Source organism: Nocardioides pini, assembly GCF_026712185.1.
GTDB lineage: Bacteria > Actinomycetota > Actinomycetes > Propionibacteriales > Nocardioidaceae > Nocardioides > Nocardioides pini.
Window position 1 is genome coordinate 308940 of sequence record NZ_JAPPUX010000004.1, and the last position, 20269, is coordinate 329208.

Below are 20269 nucleotides of genomic sequence, written 5' to 3' on the forward strand. Positions count from 1 at the left end.
CCGCATGGCCGGGTTTCGAGACGGTCGCGGCGCGACCTCCTCGACCAGCGAGAAGGGTCAGGAGGTGGCCGGGACCGAGGGCCGCAGCAGGCCGATGACGGCCTCGGCGAGCTGGATCGGGTCGAGGGGGTGCGGGACAGCAGCCTCGGCGCGCGACCAGGTGGCGAGCCAGGCGTCCTGGGGGCGGCCGGTCAGCACCACGACGGGCGGGCACTGGTAGATCTCGTCCTTCAGCTGCTTGGCGATGCCCATGCCGCCGGCGGGGACGGCCTCGCCGTCCAGGATCGCGAGGGCGATGTCGCCGCGGTCCATGTTCTGCAGCACGACCGGCTCGGTGGCGACCTCGACGTACTCCAGCTCGGGGAGGTCGGGGTGCGGACGGCGGCCCAGCGCGAGGATGACCTGCTGGCGGGTGTTCACGTCGTCGCTGTAGACGAGGACCTTCAGGGTGCGGTCTGCGGCGGCATCAGTCACGAGAGGCATCGTAACCGTCGTCACCGGCACCGCGGGCCGAGGCATGCGTCACAGCACCGGCCGGTCGCGCGCGCCGCTCGGCGAGGTCGAGCCGCCGGTCCTCCCGCGCTGCCTCCTTCATCGACGAGCGCACCCACTGGGTGAAGAGCACGCCGAAGAACAGCAGCCCGATGAGGTCGCCGCTGGCCCAGAGGATGCCGCCGGCCAGGTGCTGGTCCTCGAGCATGGGCGGCAGCCAGGCGCCCATCGGCCCCTCTCGCAGCTCGCTGTAGTGCTGCTCGCCGATCAGCGTGGTCTGTCCCATGATCGTGACGCCCAGGAACGCGTGGAACGGCAGCGTCATGAGGACCAGGAGCACGCGGAACGGGTGGCTCACCCGGCCGGGCACCGGGTCGATGCCCATGAGCGGCCAGAAGAACAGCGTGCCGACCAGCACGAGGTGGATGTGCATCATCTGGTGGACGAAGGGCGAAGCGAGGCTGGCGTCGTACCAGGGGCTGAAGTAGAGCGCCCACGGCGAGGCCACGTAGAGCACGAAGGCCAGGGGCGCGAAGGCGAGCACCGTGGCCACCCGGGAGTGCAGCACGGCGAGCAGCCACCGCCGGGGCGTGGCCGGCAGCGTGCGCAGCGCGAGCGTGACCGGTGCGCCCAGGGCGAGGGCGAGGGGCACGACCATCGACAGGATCATGTGCTGGACCATGTGGACGCTCAGGAGCGTGGTGTCGTAGATGCCCAGCCCGGACATGGTGGCGAAGGCGAACGAGCCCATCCCGAGCCCCACGAAGGAGAGCGTCCGGCCGATCGGCCAGCGGTCGCCGCGGCGGCGCAGCGCGGCCACCCCGAGGGCGTACAGCCCGACCGCCCAGACCGTCACCACGAACGGGATCGGGTCGATGCCCCAGTCGGTCAGGACGCGTCCGAGCGTGAATTCGGGGAGCACCTCGGTGGCGTCCGCGGAGAGGGCGAGGAGGGGGTCGAGCACAGTGTGAACTTTATGACGGGACAACACAGGGGGTCGGGGTGCCCCTTGTCCCCACCAACGGCCATAATGACTTCCGTGGCGACAGCAACTGCGACGATTCCGGCCTCCCGCCTGCACGGGCACAGCGACCGACCCAGCATGGTCAGCGTGGGCACGATCATCTGGCTCTCGAGCGAGCTGATGTTCTTCGCGGCGCTGTTCGCGTCCTACTTCACCATCCGAGCGGTGAGCCCGGAGCTGTGGGCGCAGGAGACGGCCAAGCTCAACGTCCCGTTCTCCACGGCCAACACCGCGATCCTGGTCGCCTCGTCCTTCGCCTGCCAGTGGGGCGTCTTCGCCGCCGAGCGCGGCCAGGTCGCGCGCACCGGCGGCCTGCTCAACTTCACCAGGTGGGGCCTGCGCGAGTGGTTCATCCTCACCTACGTCATGGGCGCCGTCTTCATCGGCGGCCAGGCCCTGGAGTACGCCGAGCTGATCGAGCACGGCGTGACGATCCCGAGCTCCGCCTACGGCTCGATGTTCTACCTGACCACCGGCTTCCACGGCCTCCACGTGGCCGGCGGGCTGATCGCCTTCCTGTTCGTCCTGGGCCGCACCTACCTGGCCCGACGCTTCACCCATGAGCAAGCCGTGACCGCGATCGTCGTGTCCTACTACTGGCACTTCGTCGACGTGGTCTGGATCGGCCTGTTCTTCACGATCTACGTCATCCAGTAAGCACCGAACCGCAACCGGCAAGGACTCATCGTGCGTTTGCTCAACCGAACCGCTGGACGCCTCTCCCGGCATCGTCGGGGACCGCTTGCGGGTCTCGCCGTGCTGCTGCTCGGACTGGTCATCAGCGGCTCCCTCTACACGGTCTTCTCCCCCGCCCAGGCTGACTCGCAGCCGAGCGAGACCGAGCAGGTCGCGAAGGGCAAGGAGCTCTTCCTCGCCAGCTGCTCGTTCTGCCACGGTCAGAACGGCGAGGGCGTGCCCACCGTCCGCGACGGCTACCAGCTCGGCCCCTCCCTCGTGGGCGTGGGCGCCGCTGCGGTCGACTTCCAGGTCGGCACCGGTCGCATGCCCATGGCGCAGCCGGGCCAGCAGGTGCAGCGCAAGCCACCGGTGTTCAACGACGAGGAGGTCGCCGCGCTCGCGGCCTACGTCGCCTCCCTCGGCCCCGGCCCGGCCATCCCCAACGAGTCGGACTACTCGATCGACGACCTGTCCGAGGAGGAGCGCCAGGAGGCGATCTCCCGCGGCGGCCAGATCTTCCTGACCAACTGCACCGCCTGCCACAACTTCAACGGCGCCGGCGGCGCGATGCCGCGCGGTGGCTACGCCCCGTCGCTCCACGGCGTCGAGCCCAAGTACATCTTCGAGGCCATGCTCACCGGCCCCCAGCAGATGCCCAACTTCAGCAACGGCAACCTCTCCCCCGACGAGAAGCGGGACGTCATTGCCTACCTCGGTAGTCTCGAGGAGACCCCCGAGTACGCCGGCTTCACCCTGGGCGGACTGGGCCCGGTGTCCGAGGGCCTCTTCGCCTGGGTGGTCGGCATCGGCGGACTGGTGGGCGCAGCGGTCTGGATCGCCTCGCACACGACCCGCAGCAAGAAGAGCAAGGTGAACGCGTGAGCAACGACAACTCCTCGACCCCGGAGCACCCCGTCAACGCGCCCGACGGCACCCCGGTGCCGTACGACACGCACGTGCCCACGCACCGCGAGGCCGAGCCGATCGCCGACCCGGGCCTGCCGGCCCACACGTGGCGTCCCACCGACGTCGACCCCAAGGCCGAGAAGCGTGCCGAGCGCCAGATCGCGGCCATGTTCATCGCTGCGATGGTCTTCGCCGTCCTCTTCGTGGTCGCCTACTTCACCTTCGAGGTCGGCGACAACTGGGACACCTTCGCCGGTCTCGGCGCCTCGACGATCAGCCTCGGCCTGACCCTCGGCCTCAGCCTGCTGCTCATCGGCACCGGGATCATCCACCTGGCCCGCAAGCTGATGGCCGACCACGAGATCGTCGAGATGCGCCACCCGGCGTCGTCGCCGCAGGAGGACCGCGACCTGACCGTCAAGGCCCTCAACGACGGCCTCGACGAGGCCGGCATCGGCCGCCGCCCGCTGGTGCGCAACACGATGCTCGGCGCCGTCGCCGTGCTCGGCCTGCCCGCGGTCGTGCTGCTGCGCGACCTCGCCCCCGGCAACGCCCTCGACGTCAAGAAGCTCGGCAACACGATCTGGGAGCCGGGCATGCGCCTGGTGCGTGACGTCGTCGGCACCCCGATCCGCGCTGACGAGATCGAGATGGGCGACCTTGTCAACGCCGCCCCCGAGGCGATGTTCCCGACCGAGGAGAACGGCTACCCCGAGCTCGAGGGCGCCGAGGAGCAGGCCGAGAAGGCCAAGGGCGCGATCATCATCGTCCGGATGGACCCCGAGGAGATCACCCCGCTGGCGGGCCGCGAGAAGTGGACCGTCGACGGCATCCTCGTCTACTCGAAGATCTGCACCCACGTCGGTTGCCCGATCTCCCTCTACGAGCGCACCACGCACCACGTGCTGTGCCCGTGCCACCAGTCGACCTTCGACCTCGCCGACCACGCCAAGGTCGTCTTCGGTCCGGCTGCCCGCCCTCTCCCCCAGCTGCCCATCGCGGTGGACGACGAGGGCTACCTGGTCGCGCAGAGCGACTTCACCGAGCCCATCGGGGCGAGTTTTTGGGAGCGTGAGAAGCTGTGAGCGTCGACACCAGCAAGGTCGCGACGAGCAACCGCACGAACGCCGCAACCGCGTCGAAGCCCGGTCGCGCCGGCTCGCTGGCCTCCTGGGCCGACGACCGCCTCGGGCTGGCGACGGCGATGAAGAAGAACCTGCGCAAGGTCTTCCCCGACCACTGGTCGTTCATGCTGGGCGAGATCGCCCTGTGGAGCTTCGTGGTCCTGCTGCTCACGGGCGTCTTCCTGACCCTGTGGTTCAACCCCTCGATGGGTCACGTCACCTACGAGGGCTCCTACGACCAGCTGCGCGGCGTCGGGATGTCGGAGTCGATGGCCTCGACGCTGCACATCTCCTTCGACGTGCGCGGCGGGCTCCTGATGCGCCAGATGCACCACTGGGCCGCGGCGATCTTCATCGCCTCGATGATGGTGCACCTGCTCCGCGTCGCCTTCACGGGCGCCTACCGCAAGCCGCGTGAGCTCAACTGGGTCATCGGCTGCCTCCTGCTGCTGCTCGGCACCCTCGAGGGCTTCACCGGCTACTCGCTCCCCGACGACCTGCTCTCGGGCACCGGCGTCCGCGCGGCCGACGGCTTCCTCAAGGCGACCCCGGTCGCCGGCAGCTACATGTCGTTCCTGCTCTTCGGCGGCGAGTTCCCCGGCGAGTCGATCATCCCGCGTCTCTACATCGTCCACGTGCTGCTCATCCCGGGCATCCTGCTCGCGCTGATCGCCGCCCACATGCTGCTGCTCGTCTACCACAAGCACACGCAGTGGCCCGGCCCCGGCCGCACCGAGCAGAACGTCGTGGGCTTCCCGATGCTGCCGGTGTACGCCGCCAAGGCCGGTGGCTTCTTCTTCATGGTCTTCGGCGTCATCGCCATCATGGGTGGCCTGCTGTCGATCAACCCGGTGTGGAAGTTCGGACCCTACGACCCGACCAAGGTGACGGCCGGTTCGCAGCCCGACTGGTACATGGGATGGCCCGACGGCCTCCTGCGCATCATCCCGACCGGCTGGGAGACGGTGATCTTCGGCTACACGATCTCCTGGAACGTGATGCTGCCGATCCTCATCGTCCCGCCGATGATGCTCGTCGTCCTGATGCTCCTGCCCTTCATCGAGGGCTGGATCACCGGCGACAAGCGCGACCACCACCTCCTCCAGCGTCCGCGCAACGCGCCGACGCGCACGGCGGTCATGGTGTCGCTGATGACCTTCTACGGCCTCGCGTGGGCCGCGGGCGGCAACGACATCATCGCCATCAAGCTGCACCTCAGCATCAACCAGATCACCTACTTCATGCGGGTCGCGATCTTCCTCGGCCCGGCCCTGGCGTTCTGGATCACGCGCCGCTGGTGCATCTCCCTGCAGCGTGCCGACAACGAGAAGCTGCTGCACGGCTACGAGACCGGCATCATCACCCGCTCGCCCGAGGGCCAGTACGCCGAGCGGCACCTGCCGATCACGGAGACGAAGGCCTACACCCTCACCGCGCGCGAGCGCGACGAGGTGTTCACGGTTGGGAGCGACACCGACGCCTCCGGCGTGGCCGCCCCCAACTCGCGCTCGGAGAGGCTGCGGGCCAGGCTCTCGTCGTGGATGTACAGCCACAACGTGCAGAAGCCCACGCGGGCCGAGCTCGAGGAGGCGCACCACCACGCCGAGCACGAGGCCGAGCTCCAGGCGGGGCTCGACCACCCGGTCGACGGTCACCAGTTCGACGACCACCGCCTGCGGGACACCGACGACGTGCCGCTGCGCGACCACTGATCGTCGTAGGACACCGCACGAGGGCCCGCCGGGAGTCTCCCGGCGGGCCCTCTGTTCGTCCACGACGAGCCGGTCGCTCAGTCGCCCTTGACGTTGACGAGCTGCCGCAGCACGTGGCGCACCTCGACCAGCCCGGCCGCGTCGGCCATCACCTGGTCGATGTCCTTGTAGGCGGCTGGGATCTCGTCGATGAACGCGTCGGTGTCGCGGTACTCGATCCCCGCCATCGCGGCCCGCAGGTCGTCGGCAGTGAAGGTCTTCCGCGCCCGGGTCCGGGAGTACTCGCGGCCGGCCCCGTGGGGCGCGGAGCTGAGCGAGACCGGGTCGCCCTTGCCGACGACGACATAGGACGCCGTCCCCATCGATCCCGGGATCAGGCCCGCGCGGCCCACCTCGGCGTTGATGGCCCCCTTCCGGGACAGCCACACGTCGCGCCCGAAGTGGTGCTCGCGCTCGGTGTAGTTGTGGTGGCAGTTGATCTCCTCCACCCGCTCCACGTCACCGTCCACCCACGCGGCGAACTCGCGCTCGACCCGGTCCATCATCTCCTCGCGGTTGAGCAGCGCGTAGGTCTGCGCCCACCGCATCTCGCGGATGTAGGCGTCGAACTCGTCCGTGCCCTCGGTGAGGTAGGCCAGGTCGCGGTCCGGCAGGTCCTCGCCGGCGCACAGCTCGCGGGCGACCGCGATGTGCTTCTGCGCGATCCGGTTGCCGACGCCCCGCGACCCCGAGTGGAGGAACAGCCACACTCCCCCGGTCTCGTCGGCCGTGACCTCGATGAAGTGGTTGCCCGACCCGAGGGTGCCCAGCTGGAGCTCCCACCGCTGGGCGTACGACGCCGGGTCGAAGCCCGCCTCGGCCGCCAGCTCGCGCAGCCGCACGAGCCGTCGCTCGGTGTGCTCACGGCTGACCGTGCGGTTCGCGGCGCCGGCGTTAAGCGGGACGGCCCGCTCGATCGCTTGCCGCAGCGGCCGGCGCTCGGCAGGCAGGTCGCCCACGGCGTACTGGGTCCGCACGGCGATCATGCCGCAACCGATGTCCACGCCCACGGCGGCCGGGATGACCGCGCCGAGGGTCGGGATGACCGATCCGACGGTGGCGCCCAGTCCGAGGTGTGCGTCGGGCATCAGCGCGACGTGCGGGTGGATAAACGGCATCGTGGCCGTCTGCTCCGCCTGCGCGCGCGTGTTGTCCTCGAGGATCGACGCCCAGCTGACGAGCGTCGGGGTCAGGTTCTCCATCGTCCTTCCTTCTCTGGGAGGGCCCGCTGGGTTGCGGGCCGACCCAGGACCCTACGTTCGCGGAAACGGCTTGCACCGCCCATTTCCGGTGTCGTAGGGCGAGGGTGGCGAGGAGGTCAGCTGAGCGCCGAGCCCTGCTTCCACGCGGCGGGCGGGAGGTTCCAGTCGCCGTAGCCGTTCTCGAGGGTCATCGGGCGGTCGGTGCCGGTGTACTCCACGACGTCACCGCGCCGGCTCATGGCGAAGAGCCAGCCGGCGTCGGCGGTCGACATGCCCGTGCAGCCGTGGGAGACGTTGGCGTAGCCCTGGGAGCCCACCGACCAGGGTGCGGCGTGGATGAACTCACCGGAGTAGGTGACCCGCATCGCCCAGCGCACGTCGTCGATGTCGTAGGCCTCGGGGCTGTTGCGGTTGATGCCCACCGTCTCGGAGTTCATCCGGCGGCTCTCGAACTTCTCCATGATGACCTTCACGCCGGAGCGGGTGGTGAAGCCCGGCTTGCCGGTGGTGATGGGCAGCGTGCGGAGCAGCTCGCCGTTGCTGAAGACCTGCATCTGGTGGGTCTGCGCGTTGACCTTGTAGACGTGGGCGTCGCCGACGTGGAAGGACAGCTGCCGGTCCTCCTGGCCGTAGATGCCGTTGCCGGCGGGCAGGCTGTTGAGCTCGAGGTCGACCGACACGTCGGTGCCGGCCTTCCAGTAGCGCGCGGGGCGGAAGTGCGCCTCCTGGTCGCTCAGCCAGTACCACGAGCCCGTCTGGGCGGGGGTGCTGGTGACATGCATGTGCTTCTCGAACAGGGCCCGGTCGGTGACCGGGACGTCGAACGTGACCACGACGGGCATGCCGACGCCCACGGTCTCGCCCTGGAGGGGTGCGATCGAGGCGAAGGTCTGCTCGTCGAGCGTCAGGTCGACGGTGTGGAAGGCGCGGGTGCGCTCGACCGCCTGGCCGTCGGACCGGGTCGCTGCGGCCGTGATCCGGTAGTCGGTGCCGGGCTCGAGCAGGGAGGTCGAGGTCCAGGTGCCTCCCTCGACGCGGCCCTCGACCGGCCCGGCGGGGGACGTCACGCGTACGTCGGACAGGTCGCCGCCGTCGGCCGTCACGGTCACCGGCGCGTCGATCGGCACGGCCTGCGGGTCGGTGAAGCTCGTGGTCAGGCGGACGGGGTCCACCTCGACGGCCTGCGAGGCGCCCGGAGCGTCCTGGGCAGCGTCCTGGGCGTCACCGGACGTGGTGCCGCTGCTGGTGCACGCGGCGAGGCCGGCGGAGAGCATCAGCAGCGCGGCCGCGGCCGCCGTACGACGGTGCGCGGGACGCGTGGACCTGGGCGCGCGAGTGCGCATGCGACGTGACCCCCATGGAAGAGCCGCCCGAGCGGGCGTGGAACGGAAGAACCCGTCCAGCGTACGTCGCGGACGGGTTCTTCCAGAATTCCCACCAGGGGTGGCGCGGCTCAGTGGGCGTGCTCGCCCCGGTAGTACTCGAAGACGAAGCCGCAGGTCACGATCGCACCGGCGGTGAATCCGATGATGACCAGCCACCAGGCCGACATCGCCGTGCCGTAGACGATCAGGCCCAGGGCGAGGGCGCACCACAGCGGCCACCAGGAGTAGGGCGGGAAGAAGCCCAGCTCACCGGCGCCGTCGGCGATCTCGCCCTCCTTGCGGTCCTCCGGCCGCGGGTCCATGCGCGAGGCGTGGAAACCGAGGTAGAGCGTGATCATCGCCGTCAGGAGGGCGGTCATCACCAGCGCGGAGGTGCCGGTCCAGTCCCCGGAGAGGAACCAGTAGCCCGGGGCCACCACCGCGACGAACACGGTCGTGATCCCGAAGATCCATGCCTCGGCCTTCATCGGTCCCTCTCCTCGTCGGTGCCGTCCACCGGCATGTCGGCGCGGTCGCGCAGCATCTCCTCGCGGCCGTGCACCTCGGGTGCGTCGGCCACGTTGCCGTCGCCCTCGGCCGGGTTGTCGGCCAGCTCGAGGAGCGCCACCTCAGGGTGGTGCAGGTCGAAGGCCGGCGACTCCGAGCGGATGCGCGGCAGCGTGTGGAAGTTGTGGCGCGGGGGCGGGCAGCTGGTCGCCCACTCGAGCGAGCGGCCCCAGCCCCACGGGTCGTCCACCAGCACCTTGGGCGCCTTCATCGAGAGGTAGACGTTGAGCAGGAAGGGCAGCGTCGAGGCGGCCAGCAGGAACGAGCCCACGGTCGAGATCTGGTTGAGCGTGGTGAAGCCGTCATCCGGGAGGTAGTCGGCGTAGCGACGCGGCATGCCCTCGACACCCAGCCAGTGCTGGACGAGGAAGGTGGTGTGGAAGCCCACGAACAGGATCCAGAAGTGCAGCTTGCCGAGGCGCTCGTCGAGCATCCGGCCGGTCATCTTGGGCCACCAGAAGTAGAACCCGGCGAACATCGCGAACACCACGGTGCCGAAGACGACGTAGTGGAAGTGCGCCACGACGAAGTAGGAGTCGGACACGTGGAAGTCCAGCGGCGGGCTGGCCAGGATGACGCCGGTGAGGCCGCCGAAGAGGAACGTCACGAGGAAGCCGATCGACCACAGCATGGGGGTGTCGAACGACAACGATCCGCCCCACATCGTGCCGATCCAGTTGAAGAACTTCACGCCTGTCGGCACGGCGATGAGGAAGGTCATGCCGGAGAAGAACGGCAGGTCGACCGCACCGGTGACGAACATGTGGTGGGCCCACACGGCCACCGACAGCATCGCGATGCCGAGGGTCGCGGCGACCAGGCCGACGTAGCCGAAGATTGGCTTTCGGCTGAAGACCGGCAGGATCTCCGACACGATGCCGAAGAACGGCAGCGCGATGATGTAGACCTCCGGGTGGCCGAAGAACCAGAACAGGTGCTGCCACAGGATCGGGCCGCCGTGCGACGGGTCGAACACGTGGGCGCCGAGGATCCGGTCGGCCTCGAGCGAGAGCAGCGCCCCCGCGAGGATCGGGAACACCATGATCACGAGCATGCTGGTGATCAGCGTGTTCCACACGAAGATCGGCATCCGGAACATCGTCATGCCGGGCGCGCGCATGCAGATGATGGTGGTGATGAAGTTGACGCCACCGAGGATCGAGCCGAGACCGGCCATCCAGAGGCCCATGATCCAGAGGTCGCCACCCACGCCGGGACTGCGTACGGCGTCGGAGAGCGGCGTGTAGGCGAACCAGCCGAAGTCGGCGGCACCGGAGGGCGTCAAGAAGCCGGACGCGGCGATCAGGCCGCCGAACAGGAACAGCCAGTAGCTGAACATGTTGAGGCGCGGGAACGCGACGTCGGGAGCGCCGATCTGCAGCGGCATGATCACGTTGGCGAAGCCGAAGAACAGCGGCGTCGCGAACAGCAGCAGCATGATCGTGCCGTGCATGGTGAACAGCTGGTTGTAGAGCTGGTCGTTGACGATCTGCTGGCCGGGGTAGGCCAGCTCGGAGCGGATCAGCATGGCCATCAGGCCGGCGACCAGGAACCACCCGAACGAGGTGATCAGGTACATCTTGCCGATCAGCTTGTGGTCGGTCGTGGTCAGCAGGCGGACCGCCTGCTCGCCGAGCTGCTTCTTGCGCTCCGGCGGCGGTGCCGCGGCGTGCGGGGTGGCCGTGGTTGCAGCGCTCACTCGCTGTGTCCTTCCGAGTCGTTGTCGAGACCCGCCTGCTCCCGGACGAAGCTGCCGCCGAGCACGGGCTGCTCGGAGGTGTTGCCGGCGTCGGCCAGCTCGAGGAGGTAGGCGTCGTACTCGTCCTGGCTGACGACCTCGACGTTGAAGAGCATCCGCGAGTGGGAGACACCGCAGAGCTCGTAGCACTTGCCTGCGTAGGTGCCCTCGACGGTCGGGGTGATCTGGAGCTTGTTGACCCGGCCGGGGATCACGTCCATCTTCACGAGGAACGACGGGACGCCGAAGTCGTGGATCACGTCAGGCGAGTGGAGGTTGAACTGGATGTTCTGGTCGACCGGCAGCACGAGCGTCGGGATGTCGGCACCGGTGCCGGACGTGTAGACGTAGGAGTCGTAGGCGAAGTCGTCCTGGTCGCCCGAGGCGCCGGGGTTCTGCTCACCGACGCCGTAGTTGAACGTCCACGACCACTGCTGACCGAGCACCTCGACGGTCATGTCGGGGTTGGCGTCGAGGTTGAGCACCTCGTCCTGCACCCGCACGGTGTGGAAGAAGAACACGACGCACATGAGGACCGGGGCGATCGTGTAGAAGACCTCGAGCGGCAGGTTGTAGCGCGTCTGCCGCGGCACCTCGTCGTCGCTGCGCCGGCGGAACCTCACCACGACGTAGAAGATCAGGCCCCAGACGATGACGCCGGTCACCATGGCGGCGACCCAGGCCCACTTCCAGAGCTCGTAGGTGTAGGGACCTTGGGCGCTGGCCCGGTCGGGCATCGCGAGGTTGCGGATCTGGTGCGTGTCGGCCTCGGAACATCCGGCCAGCACCAGCATCGCCGCGCCCAGCAGCGCGACCTTCAGGGTGCGCCTCACGGGCGCGCCTGGAAGGTTGGGGACTTGCAGACCCACTGACGAGCCTCTCTCTCGGTCCTTCTCGACACCACAGAGGGTATCCCCATCTGGCCGCGCCGTGCGGGGCAGGGTCGGGTGTCGGCGGATCTGCGCAGGTCAGGGTCCGTCCGGCGGCGTCCGGGGGTCCGGGCGTGGCATAAGTTGCCCTTGTGACTGCCCCTCCGGCCCGGTCCGCGGACCTCGACAGCGCGTCCTCGGCGCCGCTGCACCCCGCGGCGCGCGAGGTGCTCCTCGCCGCCCTCGACCGCGGGTACGCCGACCCGCGCCGGCTGCACCGCGCCGGTCGCGAGGCACGGCTGCTGCTCGACAACGCGCGCGAGGCCACGGCCGACGCGCTCGGCGTGCGCCCCGACGAGGTCACCTTCACCCCGAGCGGCACGCACGCCGTCCACCTGGGGCTGCTCGGGCTGCTGCGCGGCTCGCGACGCGGGAGCCGCGTCGTGGACTCCCCCGTCGAGCACTCGGCCGTGCGCCACGCGGTGGCGTGGGGTGCCGACGGCGGCACCGAGGTGCGCGTCGACCGGTCCGGGCGCGTCGACGCAGCCGGCCTCGTCGAGGGCGCCCGCTCCGCGGACGTCGCGCTCGTCGCCCTGCAGACCGCCAACCACGAGGTCGGCACCCTCCAGCCGGTCGACGGGCTCCAGCTGCCCGACGACGTCCCGCTCTTCACCGACGCGTGCGCCTCGATGGGCCGGCTGCCCCTGCCCGACGGGTGGGCAGCAGCCGCGGGGTCCGCCCACAAGTGGGGCGGGCCCGCCGGGGTCGGGGTGCTGCTCGTCCGCAAGCGGGCCCGGTGGCGCAACCCGTTCCCCGGCGACGACCGCGTCGACGAGCGCTCGACCGGCTTCGAGAACGTTCCCGCCGTCCTCGCGGCGGCGGCCTCGCTGCAGGCGGTGGTGGCCGAGCGCGACGAGGTCGGCACGCGCCAGCACGGGCTCGTGGACGTCGTACGCCGCCGGGTGGCCGCGGAGGTGCCCGACGTGGAGGTCGTCGGCGACCCCGACCGCCGCCTGCCGCACCTCGTGACCTTCTCCTGCCTCTACGTCGACGGCGAGGCGCTGGTCACCGAGCTGGACCGGCGTGGCTTCGGCATCGCCAGCGGCTCGGCGTGCACGGCCTCGACCCTGACCCCGAGCCACGTCCTCGAGGCGATGGGCGTCCTGACCCACGGCAACGTGCGGCTCTCGCTGCAGCGTGACGCCACGCGCGCCGAGGTGGACGCCTTCTGCGACGCCCTGCGCGGCGTCGTCGCCGAGATCCGCTCGCGGGTGGGCCTGTGACGGCGTACGACGTCGCCCTCGAGCTCGACTGCCGCGAGCTGCCGTGCCCGATGCCGGTCATCGAGCTCGCCCGCCACCTCGGCGACGTCGAGGTCGGCGAGCTGCTGGCGGTGGTCGCCCGCGACCCGGCCGCGGCCGTCGACGTACCGGCGTGGTGCCGGATGAAGGAACAGGACTTCGTCGGCGCGGACGCCGCCGACGACGGCGTGGCGCGCTACGTCGTGCGACGCCTCGGCTGACGTCGTGACGCCCGCCGGTCAGGGCCGGTCAGGGCCGGTCAGGGCCGGATCAGGGCCGGTCAGGGCCGGTCAGGGGCGGATGGTGCGCAGGTGCGGCTCGAAGTCGGCCGCCGCCTCGGCGCCGTAGGTCGACGCGCAGCGCTCGAGGAAGGCAGCGCGGGAGATCTCGTACTCCTGGGTGCCGACCTTCTCGACCACGTGGACGGCCAGGAGGCAGCCCAGCTGGGCGGCGCGCTCGTGGCCGAGGCCCCAGGTGAGGGCGGCGAGGAAGCCGGCGCGGAAGGCGTCGCCGACACCGGTCGGCTCGACCTTCTCGATCTCAGGGACGGCGCCGACGACGACGGACTCCTCGCCCTTGCGGTCGATCCGGACGCCGTCCGGGCCGAGGGTGACCACCCACGTGCCGACACGGGAGAGGATCTCGTCGCGGTCCCAGCCCGTCTTCTGCGTGATCAGGCTGGCCTCGTACTCGTTGGAGAACAGGATGTCCGCGCCGTCGATGAGGGGCCGGATCAGGTCACCGTCACCGAACGCCAGCTGCTGCGAGGGGTCGGCGAGGAAGCGGTAGCCGCGCTGACGGCACTCGTCGGTGTGGCGCAGCATCCCGTCGGGGTCGTCCGGGCCGATGATCACGTAGTCGGGCTCACCGACGCGGTCCACGATGGGCTTGAGCTCGATCTCGCGCGACTCGCTCATCGCGCCGGCGTAGAAGCTCGCGATCTGCGCGTGCGCGGTGTCGTTGGTGCACACGAAGCGAGCGGTGTGGCGCGTCTCGGAGACGTGCACCGAGTCGCAGTCGACGTTGTGGCGCTCCAGCCACGAGCGGTACTCGGCGAAGTCCTCGCCGACCGCCCCGACGAGCACCGGGCGCAGGCCCAGGTTGCCCAGGCCGAAGCAGATGTTGGCGGCGCAGCCACCGCGTCGTACCTCCAGGTCCTCGACGAGGAAGGACACCGAGAGCTTGTCGAGCTGGTCCACCACCAGGCTGTCGGCGAACTTGCCCGGGAAGGACATCAGGTGGTCGGTCGCGATGGATCCGGCAACGAGGAGGGACACGCCGCGGACACTACCCCGCGGTACGGCTCGGGATACGCATCAGTAGCCAATAGCGTCGACTCCATGACGACGCCCCGACGCCCCGCGCCCCTCTTCAGCGACGAGCTGGGCACCCCAGCCGAGATGGCCGCCGACGGCCGCGCGACGAGCCGCAACCTCGGTCTCCAGAGCCGCCTCGAGCGCGCCGCCCGTGCCGCTGTCACGCCGGCACCGAGCCTCCGCTTCGACGACTACCCGGCCGAGGTCGGCAAGCGCGAGATCCGGGTCTCCGACGCCGCGGCCCGCATCGCCAACGCGCTCCACCTGCACCTCGACTGACCGCACCCGAGCACGACGAAGGGCCCCAGCCTGTCGGCTGGGGCCCTTCGTGCGTGGATCAGTGGAAGCTGTCGCCGCAGGCGCAAGAGCCCGTGGCGTTGGGGTTGTCGATCGTGAACCCCTGCTTCTCGATGGTGTCGACGAAGTCGATCTCGGCACCGTTGAGATAGGGGACGCTCATCCGGTCGACGACCACGGTCACGCCGTCGAAGTCGGTGGTCACGTCGCCGTCGAGGGTGCGCTCGTCGAAGAAGAGCTGGTAGCGGAGGCCCGAGCAGCCACCCGGCTGCACGGAGATCCGCAGGGCGAGGTCGTCACGACCCTCCTGCTCAAGGAGGCTCTTCACCTTGCCGGCGGCGACAGCGGAGAGGTTGATCTGGTCGGTGCGGCGCTCAGTGGTCTCGACCTGCTCGGTCATCTCATCACTCCAGAAGTCTCGGGTACTGCTTGCCTCAATGGTCGCACACCGAGGGTTATTCCCCGGGGTCGCGGACGCTCGGTGCTGGGAACCGCCCGGCGAGGGTGGCGGCACATTGCGCCTCCGGGTGCGCGTCGAGGCCCATCTGCCGCCACCTTCCACACGGGCGCCGGCGCGGGTGGCGGCAGATTGCTCGCGGACCGACTCGCGGGGCGCGATCTGCCGCCACCTTCACGGGGTACGTCGACGGGGTGGCGCCGCGGGGATCCGACCGAGGAACGCGACCCTCCCTGCTGGGGTGAACAGTGAGTCCCGGAGTAGTCGGTGCCACTCCCGTATCCGTGCAGGATCGTGCTCCCGCCCCAGCGATCGATCCGCGTCCTCGAGGATCGTCACCGCCCGGAGGAGGACGTCGCCGCCCGTGTAGCCGCGCCGCACGAACCCCTGCCGATCGACTCGGCGGTCGCGTCGCCGGTCCCGGACCCGCCGGGACGCCTTCTCGTGCTCGTCTCCGTCGTACTCGTGGAGGGCGTTCGTCCCGACGACCCACAGATCTGCCTCGGCCACGACGAACCCGTCGGCGTCGACCAGCGCCCACTGCGGCTCCACCTCGATGTCGCACACGACGTGCAGGAGTCGGAGCAGGGACTCCCACAGCGACTCGGCTCGACCATCCACCCATGGCAGGGCCGCTCGCAGCCGCCGGCTCCCTGGGCGCCGAGTGGTCGCGATCGCCTCCAGCTCCTTCAGCGAGACCAGCTCGAGGTGTATCGCGGCGTCGATCAGCGCGACCAGGTCCACGAATCCCACCCAGCGTGCGGCTGCGACGAACGCCTCGGGCAGCGTTGCCAGACGGAGTCCACGTACGACGACGTGCTCGACCGGTCGGATGTGGCGGCTCGTGTGCACTCCACTTCGCATCGGCCGTGGATCATCCTTCGCCAGCGCGAAGAAGACAGGACATTCGTCGGGCAACGCAGGTAGCGGCACGCCGTGGACCTCGAGCGCCGTCAGCCCGGTGAAGCAGCCGATGTCCGTCATCAGCAGCTGCCACCCGGACAGGTCGTCCTCCGCCCAGGCCGGCGGATGCTCAGCCGGCGCCGGCTCGCTCGCCGGCCGGTGGACGCCGTACGTCACACCCGCCCACGCCGCTCCTCGACGGTGCCCTCTGACTGCCTCGACCTCTCCCATGTCCCGAGGGTCACGGCTGGCCGCCCGGCCGTCGCGCGGACGCAACCGAGCCTGTGGACATCGGTCCGGAGGGCCGCGCTGTGGACCAGTGTTGGCTCCGGTGCCGCCCTTGGGTGGCGGCACATTGCGCGATCTGGCCCGTCGACCACGCAATGTGCCGCCACCCTCACACCACCGCCCGCCGCACCCTGGCGGCGTACGACAACCAGCCGGGGCATCCGATGTCGCAAGCCGCCACCCTCGGCGGCGTCGGAAGCGGAGCCGCGTCAGCGCGACCAGGTGCGGGCGACGCGGGCGGCGAGGTCGGCGAGGGCGTCGGCGGGGGCACCGAAGGCGCGCTCCTCCCCCACGAGGTCGACGAGGGAGTACGCCGACTCGATGCCGAGGGCGCGCATCTCGCGCGAGCCGACCAGCACCTGCCCGGCGAGGGCGATGCAGGGGCGCAGGGCCTCCGAGGCGACGGCGGCCACGCCGTAGGGCACCTTGCCTGCCCGGCTCGAGAAGTCGAAGGCGCCCTCACCCGTCACGACCAGGTCGGCCGCGCGGGCCCGGTCGGCCAACGACACGGCGGACGCAACGAGCCCGATGCCCGGCTCCCGGCGGGCGCCGAGGACGAGGAGGGCGTAGCCGATGCCGCCGGCGGCGCCGGCGCCCTTCTCGAGGGACGTACGGCGGTCGGTGGCCGCAGCCAAGGTCTCCAGCCACCCGTCCACCTCGGCGATCCGGTCCTCGGCGACGCCCTTCTGCGGGCCGAAGGTCTTGGTGGCCCCGAAGAGCCCGGTCAGGGGGTTGTCCACGTCGCTCGCCGCGACGAGCGTGACGCTCGCCAGGCGCGAGCGTGCCGCGGACAGGTCGACCGTCGTCACGGACGCCAGCGGGCCGGCCCCGCCGTCGAGCACGCCGTCGGCCCGCGCCCCGAGGGCGGCCAGGACGCCCGCACCTCCGTCGTTGGTGCCGGTGCCGCCCAGGCCGACCACGACGGTCGTGGCGCCGCCGTCGACCGCGGCCAGCAGCAGCTCCCCCACGCCCGCGCTCGAGGCGGTCTCGACCGGCCCCGAGACCAGGTGCAGGCCGGCGGCCTGCGCGCTCTCGACGTACGCCGTCGTGCCCACCCGCAGCACCACCGCGGGCACCGGGTCACCGTGCGGCCCGCGGACCGTCACCGCGTCGAGCGACCCGCCGAGGGCCGCGTGGAGGACGTCGACGAAGCCGGGGCCGCCGTCGGCCATCGGGGCGAGGTCGAGCTCGTCGTCCGGTGCGTGCCGGCGCCAGCCGGCCGCGACCGCTTCCGCGGCCTGCACCGCGGTGAGGGTGCCGGCGAACTTGTCGGGAGCGATCAGCACGCGCATGGGTGCATCCTTGCAGCGGGGGCGTCGGGCATGCTTGTCGCATGAGCCTGGACCCCATCGTCGCCGAGATCACGGTCCCGGTGACCCCGACCGAGGCCTTCGTCGGCTTCACGGCCCAGATGGGCGAGTGGTGGGACCCCCTCCTCAGCCCCGAACCGGCCACCTTCACCGGCATCGCCATCGACCCCAACGGCCCGGTGGCCTCGGTGCACGGCGACGAGCAGTACGTCTGGGGCAAGGTCACGAAGTGGGACCCGATCGGCCACTACACCCAGGAGTTCTGGCTCGGCCACGCCGAGGCGGAGCCGACCACCCTCGACGTGAGCTTCACCGACGCGGACGGCGGCGGCACCCTGGTGCACCTCGAGCACGGCGGCTGGGCCGACGGCAGCGACGAGGTCCGCGCCACGTACACCCACTGGGAAGACCTGCTGCGCCGCTACGCCTCGCACGTGTCGTGACCGTGCCGGTCGTCCGGCCGATGCGCGAGGAGGACCTCGAGGCGTTCGCCGAGATCACCGCGACCTCCTACCACGAGGTCGACACCCGCACCCACCAGCGCGCCTGGCCCGATCCCGTACGACGTCCCGCCGCCCGCAACGGCCACTGGATCCGGCGGACGCAGCAGGCGCTGGTCACCGACCCGGGCGGCTGCTGGGTGGCCGAGGTCGACGGTGAGGTCGTCGGGGGCGCGGTGTCGCGGGTGCGCGAGCTGATGTGGATCCTGGCGTCGTTCGCCGTCCGGCCGGAGCACCAGGGCCACGGCATCGGCTCCGAGCTGATGGCGGCGGCCCTGCACCACGGCCGGGGGTGCCTGCGCGGGATGTTCGCCGCCAGCGCCGACCCCGGTGCCGTACGTCGCTACCGGCTCGCCGGCTTCGACCTCCACCCGCAGATGATGCTCACCGGCGTGGTCGACCGCAGCGCGATCCCGGTGGTGGACCGCGTCCGCGAGGGCACGGCCGGTGACGTCGACCTGATGAACTCGGTCGACCGCCGCACCCGGGGCGCGGCCCACCTCGGCGACCACGACCTGCTGCTCGCCCAGTTCAGGCTGGTCGTCACCGACCACTCCACCGGGTCCGGCTACGCCTACGTCGACGACGACGGAGCGCCGGTGCTCGTGGCCGCCACCAATCGGCGTACGGCGTCGGGGCTCATGTGGGAGGCGCTGGCGTCCTCGGAGCCCGGCGCGCAGGTCGCGGTCCACCACGTCACGGCGGCCAACGCGTGGGCGCTCGACGTCGGGCTCGCGGCCCGGATGGCGATCTACACCAACGGCTACCTGTGCCTGCGCGGGATGAAGCCGCCGGCGCCGTACCTCCACCACGGCTCTCTGCTCTAGCGCGGGCCCGGTGCCCCGGGGGGCGGGTTCAGCTCGCGGAGCCCGGCTCCAGGCGCGCCCCGGCGGCCACGGTGCCGGAGACGATCGAGTCGCGCCCCACGAGGACGAGGTCGTCGTCGTGGGCCACGCGTCGCGACGGCTCCGCGCCGACCCGCGCCTTCGCGAGCACCTCGGAGCGCTCGTCGAGCACCGCGGTGCGCACCACGGCGCCAGCGCGGATGACGCAGTCCTGCATCACGACGCTGTCGTGCACCTCGGCGCCCTTCTCCACCACGACGCCGGGACCGAGGACGCTGCCCGTCACGAGGCCGGCGACGTCGGACCCGGGCGACAGCAGCGAGTCGCGGCACTCCCCCGTCGCCCGCACGCGGGCGGCGGGCCGGTCGGGCCAGTGCGAGATGACCGGCCGGCCGGGGTGGTCGAAGACGTCCACCCGCCCTGCGAGCAGGTCACGGTGGGACTGGAGGTAGAGGCTCGGCTGGCCGACGTCGCGCCAGTAGCCGGTCAGGGGGACGGCGACGGCCCTGCCGGTGTCCACGAGGCGCGGGAGGAGGTGCTCGCCGAAGTCGCCGATGCCGCTGTCGTCGTCGTCCGCCTCCGCCGAGAGCTCGCGGCGCAGGTCACGCAGCGTCTCGAGCAGCGCTTCGGTGTCGTAGAGGAAGATCTCGGTCGCGACCGTGCCGGCCGAGGGCCGTGACGGCTTGTTCTCGACGCCGGTGATGATGCCGTCGCGGCCGGCGAGGACCACCACGTTGTCCGAGGCGTCCTTCTTGGTCACCTCGCTCGTCAGCACGGTGGCCACGCGACCGGCGGCCAGGTGCTCCTCGACGACGGGGGCGAGGTCCATGTTGAAGACGTGGTCCGCGCTGCAGACCGCGAGCGTGCGTGCCCCGAAGGCCTCGATGTCGGCCGACATCCGCAGCAACAGGTCGCCGTTGCCGTGGGCGAAACCGCTCTCGGTCGCCGGGCCGGTGCCCGTCTGCGGGACGATCCGGCGAAAGCCTCCTCGGTTGCGGTCCAGGCTCCAGGGCCGACCGCCGGAGAGGTAGTCGTCGATCGAGGTCACCTGGTACTCCAGCGAGACCCAGACGTCGGCCAGGTCGGCGTGCACCAGGCCCGAGAGGGCGAAGTCGATCAGGCGGTGCACCCCGCCGTACGGCAACGCGGGCTTGGCGCGCTCCCGCGTCAGCACGTCCATCCGAGACCCCTGGCCGCCGGCCTGGACCAGGGCGAGCACCTCACCGCGTCGTGGCATGGGCGAAGCATGGCACCCCCAGGGGAACGACGCGCCCACCCCGGCGGGTCGGTCGTGCCGAGGGGTCCCGGCTCGACCACCGACGCGTCCCGGTCCGCGT

21 protein-coding genes are annotated in these 20269 nt (G+C 70.8%); 9 read left to right on the plus strand and 12 right to left on the minus strand.

Annotated elements, in window-relative coordinates:
* Positions 1-57: 57 nt before the first annotated feature.
* A complete protein-coding gene (locus NYO98_RS14845) occupies positions 58-474 on the minus strand; it encodes an Rv3143 family two-component system response regulator (RefSeq protein WP_268112519.1) in 417 nt (138 codons plus the stop codon).
* Positions 467-1456 carry a cytochrome c oxidase assembly protein gene (locus tag NYO98_RS14850; RefSeq protein WP_268112520.1) on the minus strand — a complete coding sequence of 330 codons (990 nt, stop codon included), beginning with the start codon at positions 1454-1456 and terminating at the stop codon, positions 467-469. Before NYO98_RS14850 ends, NYO98_RS14845 begins: the two co-directional genes overlap by 8 nt.
* A 66-nt stretch (positions 1457-1522) precedes the next feature.
* On the opposite strand from NYO98_RS14850, the gene ctaE reads away from it, so the two are divergent.
* The 4 genes from ctaE to qcrB are packed head-to-tail and all read left to right on the plus strand — an operon-like array spanning position 1523 to position 5936.
* Positions 1523-2173 (plus strand): aa3-type cytochrome oxidase subunit III, encoded by a 651-nt coding sequence (gene ctaE / locus NYO98_RS14855; protein WP_456094056.1) that lies wholly within the window; start codon positions 1523-1525, stop codon positions 2171-2173.
* A gap of 30 nt (positions 2174-2203) precedes the next feature.
* Entirely contained in the window at positions 2204-3076 is an 873-nt protein-coding gene (gene qcrC, locus NYO98_RS14860; RefSeq protein WP_326494444.1) for a cytochrome bc1 complex diheme cytochrome c subunit, read from the plus strand.
* Between the two features lie 56 nt (positions 3077-3132).
* Complete coding sequence (gene qcrA, locus NYO98_RS14865) at positions 3133-4185, plus strand: cytochrome bc1 complex Rieske iron-sulfur subunit (protein WP_268112893.1); 1053 nt, start codon at positions 3133-3135, stop codon at positions 4183-4185.
* Positions 4182-5936 carry a cytochrome bc1 complex cytochrome b subunit gene (gene qcrB, locus NYO98_RS14870; RefSeq protein ID WP_407673925.1) on the plus strand — a complete coding sequence of 585 codons (1755 nt, stop codon included), beginning with the start codon at positions 4182-4184 and terminating at the stop codon, positions 5934-5936. Before qcrA ends, qcrB begins: the two co-directional genes overlap by 4 nt.
* A 77-nt stretch (positions 5937-6013) precedes the next feature.
* Here the strand turns inward: qcrB and NYO98_RS14875 are convergent, their stop codons facing one another.
* From NYO98_RS14875 to ctaC, 5 genes are all read right to left on the minus strand, one after another.
* On the minus strand, positions 6014-7177 hold the full coding sequence (locus NYO98_RS14875) for an RtcB family protein (RefSeq protein WP_268112523.1): 1164 nt from the start codon (positions 7175-7177) through the stop codon (positions 6014-6016).
* A gap of 116 nt (positions 7178-7293) precedes the next feature.
* Positions 7294-8520 carry a L,D-transpeptidase gene (locus NYO98_RS14880; RefSeq protein WP_268112524.1) on the minus strand — a complete coding sequence of 409 codons (1227 nt, stop codon included), beginning with the start codon at positions 8518-8520 and terminating at the stop codon, positions 7294-7296.
* A 110-nt stretch (positions 8521-8630) separates the two neighbouring features.
* A complete protein-coding gene (locus NYO98_RS14885; protein WP_268112525.1) occupies positions 8631-9029 on the minus strand; it encodes a cytochrome c oxidase subunit 4 in 399 nt (132 codons plus the stop codon).
* A complete protein-coding gene (gene ctaD / locus NYO98_RS14890; RefSeq protein WP_326494445.1) occupies positions 9026-10807 on the minus strand; it encodes an aa3-type cytochrome oxidase subunit I in 1782 nt (593 codons plus the stop codon). The genes NYO98_RS14885 and ctaD overlap by 4 nt, the downstream gene beginning before the upstream one ends.
* A complete protein-coding gene (gene ctaC, locus NYO98_RS14895; RefSeq protein ID WP_268112526.1) occupies positions 10804-11679 on the minus strand; it encodes an aa3-type cytochrome oxidase subunit II in 876 nt (291 codons plus the stop codon). Before ctaC ends, ctaD begins: the two co-directional genes overlap by 4 nt.
* A gap of 188 nt (positions 11680-11867) precedes the next feature.
* On the opposite strand from ctaC, the gene NYO98_RS14900 reads away from it, so the two are divergent.
* The gene (locus NYO98_RS14900) at positions 11868-12998 is read left to right on the plus strand and encodes a cysteine desulfurase family protein (RefSeq protein ID WP_268112527.1); all 1131 of its coding nucleotides are present in this window, start codon (positions 11868-11870) and stop codon (positions 12996-12998) included.
* On the plus strand, positions 12995-13237 hold the full coding sequence (locus tag NYO98_RS14905) for a sulfurtransferase TusA family protein (RefSeq protein ID WP_268112528.1): 243 nt from the start codon (positions 12995-12997) through the stop codon (positions 13235-13237). Before NYO98_RS14900 ends, NYO98_RS14905 begins: the two co-directional genes overlap by 4 nt.
* Positions 13238-13306: 69 nt before the next feature.
* Here NYO98_RS14905 and NYO98_RS14910 read toward each other — a convergent pair whose 3' ends face one another.
* Complete coding sequence (locus NYO98_RS14910) at positions 13307-14293, minus strand: carbohydrate kinase family protein (RefSeq protein ID WP_268112529.1); 987 nt, start codon at positions 14291-14293, stop codon at positions 13307-13309.
* A gap of 63 nt (positions 14294-14356) precedes the next feature.
* On the opposite strand from NYO98_RS14910, the gene NYO98_RS14915 reads away from it, so the two are divergent.
* The gene (locus NYO98_RS14915; RefSeq protein ID WP_268112530.1) at positions 14357-14611 is read left to right on the plus strand and encodes a hypothetical protein; all 255 of its coding nucleotides are present in this window, start codon (positions 14357-14359) and stop codon (positions 14609-14611) included.
* Positions 14612-14669: 58 nt separating this feature from the next.
* Here NYO98_RS14915 and erpA read toward each other — a convergent pair whose 3' ends face one another.
* From erpA to NYO98_RS14930, 3 genes are all read right to left on the minus strand, one after another.
* Entirely contained in the window at positions 14670-15029 is a 360-nt protein-coding gene (gene erpA / locus NYO98_RS14920) for an iron-sulfur cluster insertion protein ErpA (RefSeq protein WP_090971856.1), read from the minus strand.
* A 231-nt stretch (positions 15030-15260) separates the two neighbouring features.
* Positions 15261-16220, minus strand: coding sequence for a hypothetical protein (locus tag NYO98_RS14925; RefSeq protein ID WP_268112531.1), 960 nt, complete (start codon positions 16218-16220; stop codon positions 15261-15263).
* Positions 16221-16486: 266 nt separating this feature from the next.
* Positions 16487-17569, minus strand: coding sequence for a glycerate kinase family protein (locus NYO98_RS14930; RefSeq protein WP_268112532.1), 1083 nt, complete (start codon positions 17567-17569; stop codon positions 16487-16489).
* Between the two features lie 41 nt (positions 17570-17610).
* Between NYO98_RS14930 and NYO98_RS14935 the strand changes: the two genes are divergently transcribed.
* Positions 17611-18030: an SRPBCC domain-containing protein gene (locus NYO98_RS14935; RefSeq protein ID WP_268112533.1), complete on the plus strand. Its 420-nt coding sequence runs from the start codon at positions 17611-17613 to the stop codon at positions 18028-18030.
* Positions 18027-18914, plus strand: coding sequence for a GNAT family N-acetyltransferase (locus tag NYO98_RS14940; protein WP_268112534.1), 888 nt, complete (start codon positions 18027-18029; stop codon positions 18912-18914). The genes NYO98_RS14935 and NYO98_RS14940 overlap by 4 nt, the downstream gene beginning before the upstream one ends.
* Before the next feature lie 28 nt (positions 18915-18942).
* On the opposite strand, the gene NYO98_RS14945 is transcribed toward NYO98_RS14940, so the two are convergent.
* Positions 18943-20169 (minus strand): glucose-1-phosphate adenylyltransferase family protein, encoded by a 1227-nt coding sequence (locus tag NYO98_RS14945; RefSeq protein WP_268112535.1) that lies wholly within the window; start codon positions 20167-20169, stop codon positions 18943-18945.
* Positions 20170-20269: the final 100 nt, after the last annotated feature.

Coding starts and splice junctions, on each gene's coding strand:
- ctaE (WP_456094056.1), top strand. CDS start 1,523: ATGACTTCCGTGGCGACAGCAACTGCGACGATTCCGGCCTCCCGCCTG.
- NYO98_RS14925 (WP_268112531.1), bottom strand. CDS start 16,220: ATGGGAGAGGTCGAGGCAGTCAGAGGGCACCGTCGAGGAGCGGCGTGG.
- NYO98_RS14885 (WP_268112525.1), bottom strand. CDS start 9,029: ATGAAGGCCGAGGCATGGATCTTCGGGATCACGACCGTGTTCGTCGCG.
- NYO98_RS14915 (WP_268112530.1), top strand. CDS start 14,357: ATGACGACGCCCCGACGCCCCGCGCCCCTCTTCAGCGACGAGCTGGGC.
- NYO98_RS14880 (WP_268112524.1), bottom strand. CDS start 8,520: ATGCGCACTCGCGCGCCCAGGTCCACGCGTCCCGCGCACCGTCGTACG.
- NYO98_RS14945 (WP_268112535.1), bottom strand. CDS start 20,169: ATGCCACGACGCGGTGAGGTGCTCGCCCTGGTCCAGGCCGGCGGCCAG.
- NYO98_RS14935 (WP_268112533.1), top strand. CDS start 17,611: ATGAGCCTGGACCCCATCGTCGCCGAGATCACGGTCCCGGTGACCCCG.
- NYO98_RS14930 (WP_268112532.1), bottom strand. CDS start 17,569: ATGCGCGTGCTGATCGCTCCCGACAAGTTCGCCGGCACCCTCACCGCG.
- NYO98_RS14875 (WP_268112523.1), bottom strand. CDS start 7,177: ATGGAGAACCTGACCCCGACGCTCGTCAGCTGGGCGTCGATCCTCGAG.
- erpA (WP_090971856.1), bottom strand. CDS start 15,029: ATGACCGAGCAGGTCGAGACCACTGAGCGCCGCACCGACCAGATCAAC.